This is a genomic window from Nocardia sp. NPDC060220 (assembly GCF_042727815.1).
In the GTDB taxonomy this organism is placed as follows: Bacteria; Actinomycetota; Actinomycetes; order Mycobacteriales; family Mycobacteriaceae; genus Nocardia.
On sequence record NZ_JBHWZY010000496.1, the window covers coordinates 1 to 5,200 of the forward strand.

The 5,200-nt window shown below is 63.3% G+C and carries 5 protein-coding genes and 1 pseudogene; 3 read left to right on the top strand and 3 right to left on the bottom strand.

Features of this window, described 5'->3' with window-relative positions:
* Positions 1 to 1,479: 1,479 nt before the first annotated feature.
* The gene (locus tag ACFWF3_RS23400; RefSeq protein ID WP_379315276.1) at positions 1,480 to 1,815 is read left to right on the top strand and encodes a hypothetical protein; all 336 of its coding nucleotides are present in this window, start codon (positions 1,480 to 1,482) and stop codon (positions 1,813 to 1,815) included.
* Between the two features lie 116 nt (positions 1,816 to 1,931).
* Positions 1,932 to 2,330: a DUF4870 domain-containing protein gene (locus ACFWF3_RS23405; RefSeq protein WP_379315277.1), complete on the top strand. Its 399-nt coding sequence runs from the start codon at positions 1,932 to 1,934 to the stop codon at positions 2,328 to 2,330.
* Between the two features lie 141 nt (positions 2,331 to 2,471).
* Here ACFWF3_RS23405 and ACFWF3_RS23410 read toward each other — a convergent pair whose 3' ends face one another.
* Together ACFWF3_RS23410 and ACFWF3_RS23415 are read right to left on the bottom strand one after the other, a co-directional pair.
* A complete protein-coding gene (locus ACFWF3_RS23410; protein WP_379315278.1) occupies positions 2,472 to 2,690 on the bottom strand; it encodes a hypothetical protein in 219 nt (72 codons plus the stop codon).
* Positions 2,691 to 2,844: 154 nt separating this feature from the next.
* Positions 2,845 to 4,107 carry a PucR family transcriptional regulator gene (locus ACFWF3_RS23415; RefSeq protein WP_379315279.1) on the bottom strand — a complete coding sequence of 421 codons (1,263 nt, stop codon included), beginning with the start codon at positions 4,105 to 4,107 and terminating at the stop codon, positions 2,845 to 2,847.
* 759 nt (positions 4,108 to 4,866) lie between these two features.
* Here ACFWF3_RS23415 and ACFWF3_RS23420 point away from each other — a divergent pair.
* Positions 4,867 to 4,977 (top strand): annotated as a pseudogene (locus ACFWF3_RS23420) (adenylate/guanylate cyclase domain-containing protein); the annotation flags it as partial.
* A gap of 16 nt (positions 4,978 to 4,993) precedes the next feature.
* On the opposite strand, the gene ACFWF3_RS23425 reads toward ACFWF3_RS23420, so the two are convergent.
* A partial coding sequence (locus ACFWF3_RS23425; RefSeq protein ID WP_379315280.1) for a VOC family protein occupies positions 4,994 to 5,200 on the bottom strand: 207 nt, incomplete at its 5' end.

The window sequence follows — 5,200 nt, forward strand, 5'->3', positions numbered from 1 at the left end:
GTTCCGAGGAGCGCTAGTCTCTCAATTGTTGCGACTGCTTGGTTTGCATCTACTTCATGGATTGTTTTTGTCGCGAAACAGTATTGGCATGACAGCGGGCATTTGTCGGTAATGTGCCAGATGACTGAGGGTAATAGAATATCGGAATTGGCTACGCTGACATGGACTGTATTAGTAGTTGGGTCGTAGTGGGCTGCACCTGGTCGTGCGGCAGCCCGGTCGGGCTGAGCTGGCACATGCACCTCCGTTGGGTAGGTCGATCGATTCTACATCAGCCTGCGGAGCGTCGAAATGTTCTGTTGGCTAACAGCTTTCGTCGCAGCAGCATCCAGATTGTTTCCGGGTCGCGTCTGACGCTGCCGAAAGAACTGTGTCTGACCTGCCAGTTTGTTGCCATTTGGGGGCTTTCCGTCAGAAGGGCATCACGAAACAACACGTTTTCGACTGAGCGCCATCCTTGGCGACGCCGCACAGTGCGTCTGTCAGCTCGGCGATGGACTGTGGCTGCTGCAGACACAGCAAGAACCAATCTCCGGTGCCGGTGCGCCCAATCCTGTTGTTGCTCGGTATAACTTGCCTGCCGATGAACCTAACGTGGCTTCGGTAGGCTCAGGCGGCGTCGGTGTGGTGGCTGGTGAAGCTCACGTGGGTTACGTCGGCGTCGAGGGCGATGTTGAGAGTGGCATCGGCGAGTTTCGCGAGCAGGGCAGGGTGGAGACGGTGTCGGAGCCCTCGATGCGCGAGATCTTCGCTTTAGTCCGACCAGCGCGTTCGCCGACTTCGGTTTGGGGTGAGGCCGAGTTCGGTGTAGCGGTCGTAGACGGCCTAGGCGAGTGCCATGGAGAGTCGGATTTCGCGGCGGGCCTCGGCGACGTGGGCGGGTTCGCTGTAGCCCTCGGTGAGTTGACGTAGATCCGTGTCGGCTGGCTAGGGTCTACCAGACCAGGCATCAACGCCGGAGTGCTTCACCAGTCGGCGGTACCAGACTTGACCCACAACACGGAAACAACACGGATTCAACGGGAATCAACGGGACCGATCGAGATCCGACGGGAACACCTCGAACATCAAATCTGCAGGTGACAGGCTGTTTTGAGAAACATTGAAAACCATTGGGAAGCAGCGCATCTAGAGCGGCAGGTTTCTGGTTCGAGTCCAGATGGAGGAGCATAAAGAGCCCTCTACCAGCACAAGCAGGTAGAGGGCTTTTCTGTTGTCCGGGAGATTCCCCAGATCGACTACTTTCCGACTACAAACGTTGACCTACCCAGGCAGTCTCCGCATCCACCCGCCAAGGCAGAACCTCCTCAGCAGAACGGAAGCGGTCGCAGCTCGATGTCGATCATGGCTCAGCCGCAGCCCGTGAACGTCCAAAGCTTGTCAACCCCAGTCACTGTCGCAGAGCGGTTGCCGAATTTCGCTGTATAGAGTGGAGAGCGGTGCCGCTCCGGCGCGAATCCCGTTGAAGGACAAGAAGTAATGCCTGACAGTAACGGACCCGCTGTGCGCTACTTCGCGTTGATCGATGACGAGAGAGGCTGGCCCGAGGGCTGGCGCGCCCGTCGAATCACCGGGCTTGTGCGCCGGACCGACACCCGGCCTCTACCGACCGACGAAGCGCTCGGCAGGGACTTCACCTGGGGTCCTACCGAGTACCTCCAGCGCTATCGGCGGGGAGTAGACGAGCCCCACGAGGAGATCTCCGCCGAGTCAGCCGAGCGATTCATCGCGAGTTGGCGCGCCTCGAGGGCGAGCAGCGAGGCCGAACGCACGCGCCCCGCGTCGAACCCACCCGTCGACGACGCACAAGCCTGATCGGTTCCGCGCGGCGAGCAGGTCGTCGGGTTCCGGTGCTTCGACCGGCTCGCGATCTCTCGTTTTGTGCTGAAAGTTGGGATCGGTAGGCGGCGGGTATGGCATGTACTTGCCGCATGACATCTTCTCAGCTTCCCTCGAACCAACCGCAGTCCCCCGGCCTGGACAAGAAGACCAGCGCGATCCTGTCCTACGCGCTGGGCTGGCTCACCGGAATCATCTTCCTCTTTGTGGGAAAGAACGATCCCGATGTGAAATTCCATGCTGCGCAATCGATCATCTTCTTCGCCGGGGTCTCGGTGCTCAATATTGTTCTGAGCATCGTCGGCTCGCTCCTCGGCGCCCTGGGGATCATCTTCAGCCTCGCCGGACTCGCCCTCGGGATCTTCGCGGTCGTCGTCTGGATCATGGCCATGGTCCAGGCGAACAACAGCGGCGGTGTCCGCGCGGAGCTTCCCCTTGTCGGAAAGTTCGTTGCCCCGTTCGCCGATCAGCTGGCCGGTTCGGTCAAGTAGCGACGTACCCGAAATCCCCGCACGGCGACCACGCCCAATACTCCGAAGATCAATGGCCCGAGACTGTCTCGGGCCGTTGACGCACGCCCGGACCGTCGCGGCCCGCAGGCTTCCTGACCGATTTGACGAATGGACTTCGGTTCACGCTGTGAACAGCGCTACTACGGGCAGTGCTGTCAGGACTACCAGCAGTGTCGCCACGATCTTGGCCAGTCGAATCCGGCTCGAGCCGGGTTCGACGACAAACGGCGCGGCGGCCGCGAGGACCGCCGCGGCGGCCAGGGCGAGCACGGTGCCGATGAGGAGTTCGTAGCCATGGGGATCTGTCAGCGGATCGGTTGACAGTCTGGAGTAGAGCACGATGTACACGCACCGTAGCCAGAAAAGTCCTGCTGTACAGGCGATGAGAAGGGCCGACGCGGCGACCGGTATGCGCCATCGAATGCCGGCCGCCTTGTTCGGACTCACCACTGCCTCTCCACGACTTCGGTGGCAGACCTGGGGTCCGCCCCGATCAGCATGCCTGGGCGGTCTGATCGGGGTCACCGCCGGCGGCTAACTCTTTCTCACCCGCGCCGGTCATGCGGGCTACGAGCGCGGAACGCAGGCGCCAGATACCGTCCGGTTGCGTCGGGTCGAGGCCGGTGATCTCGGCGATCTTGTTCAGTCGGTAGTCGACAGTGTTGGGGTGTACGTGCAGCGCACGCGCGGTGCGCAGACGAGTGGAGTGGGTCGCGAGGTGCGCTGTCAACGTCTCCAGCAGGACTGGATGGTCCTCGAGCGGGTCCAGTAGCGCGGCCAGATGCCTTCCTGCTGTGCCCGGCCGGGACAGCTGGTACTCCAGCGACAGGTCGTCGAAGCGCTCCAGCCCGACTCGGCGCAGGCGGCGCATGATGTCGAGCACCGCGTGCGCGCGCTCGACCCCTTCGGAGATGCCGCCTGCCCCTGCCACCACGAACGCGGCGCGAACCTGCGTCTGCGCCGCGCCGGCGATCTGCTCGACGAACCGTTCGGCGGCGCCGGGATCGAAATGGTCTTGCGGAATCAGCAGGGTAGCTGTGTCGGTGCCCATCTGCATCAGCGCGTTGTCATCGCAGTGGTGCAGCACCTCGGCCCTGATTCGCCGAATTGTCCGGTGCGCGAGGATATGACGATCCGGGCGCGGCTCGTCCGCTCCATGGCGTGGCACGAACCCGACCGCGAAGACGAAATAGCTCTCGGCCAACCGGACCCCGCAGGCGCGCGCCAGGGCCGGTGTCGCATTCCCGGCGATCAGCGCGGCGGCCACGGTATCCGCTGCGTCACTACCCGCCACCTGCCTTTCACGCAGGTACGCCTGTGAGATCGCGATGGCGAGCTCGCGGGAGAGGTGGCCGAACATGCGCGCTGTTTCGATCAGTGCCGCGTGATCCTCGTCGACCCTCGCGCGTGCGGTGAGATGGTCGAACACCGCCTGCGTGCCTACCCGCACGGCCTTGTGCATCGTGTCGATCGTGACGCCCTCGCGTGCCCATTCCATGACGTCGGCGCGCACCTCGGCCAGCGGTTCGGCAGTGTCGCCGCCGGTCAACATTCTGGCGGTGAGCTCGAGGCACGCGTTCACCAGTGCGGCGACATCGCGACGTAGGGCGGCCATGGGCACTCGGGCGGGTAGTTCACTGCCGACGATGAACAGACTCATGATCTTGCCCGAAATCGTTGACGCTGCGGGGAGCCGGTCGAGAATCGGCCGACCTACCGTCGTCGCGGTCCGGGCCGACAGGATGCTGTCGGGCATGCGCACATTTCCTACTTTCCGCTGTTTGCGCTTTATCGTGCGGCCTCAGCACCCCGCGTTCCAATGGTGCTTCGCACCCAGATGAAACCATCGTTGTGCACTATGCACCACCGGGCATGCACTGGACGCTTCACCCGTACACCCAAACAGGGTACGGAAGCAGGATTCGCGGCTGCGGCCGACGCGGTTCCGCCCGGCGAATGCACGGTCTCCGTGCTTGCCAAATGTCGAGTACGGACCTTCTCAGCTGTAGAAATGCTGCCCGTGCGCGCAATGACGGCGAGTGAGCCGACTCGGTGCGGAGCGCGATGGTCCCAGGATTCACCGTCGGTAGGCATCCGCTACGCCAGTCGAATTCGAGTGAACGCATGTGTACTATTTTGCCGTGAACAGCTCGGGCGCACAGCCGCTACAGGGTTCGACCAGCCACGCTACTCCGCCAGGGTTGCTCCGATGACCACAGTCGCGATCACCGTGCTCGCGATCGTCGCCGCCGGTGAAGCCGTCGGCATACTCATCCTGTCGATCTTGCTGGTCCGGAGTCGGCGCAAGCGCCGGGCACCGCGTCGGTCGACGACGGGGCAGCGGTTGGTGGTGAGCGGTCGCGAAGCGGTACGAACCGCCTGGCAGGCCGCTGATCTGGTGCGTGCCAAAGGTTTTCGTGCCGCCGTGCTCACCTCTATCGAAGACCTCGCGGGCTGGGCACGGGTCGAACGTCCCGACCTGGCCAAACTGGCGCCCGACGGCAACGTCGTCATCATGTTCTCCGACATCGAGCAATCGACCGCTCTCAACGAACAACTGGGCGACCGGGCCTGGGTCAAGCTGCTCGACCGCCACCACCGCCTGGTGGATCGCTGCGTGCAGAACCATGGCGGCCATGTGGTCAAGAACCAGGGCGACGGGTACATGATCGCCTTCGCCGCTGCCGACCGGGCGGTCCGATGCGGCCTGGCCATCCAGGCGGCGCTGCGCAAGGATGCTGCGACAGGCAGAACTCGTGGCCCTCGGGATCCTCCATCACGACCACGACCCCCTCGCCGGGGTACTCGTGCCGCTCGCCGGTCGGCCGCCCGCCGAGGGCGACGACCTG

Coding starts and splice junctions, on each gene's coding strand:
- ACFWF3_RS23400 (WP_379315276.1), top strand. CDS start 1,480: ATGCCTGACAGTAACGGACCCGCTGTGCGCTACTTCGCGTTGATCGAT.
- ACFWF3_RS23405 (WP_379315277.1), top strand. CDS start 1,932: ATGACATCTTCTCAGCTTCCCTCGAACCAACCGCAGTCCCCCGGCCTG.
- ACFWF3_RS23415 (WP_379315279.1), bottom strand. CDS start 4,107: ATGCCCGACAGCATCCTGTCGGCCCGGACCGCGACGACGGTAGGTCGG.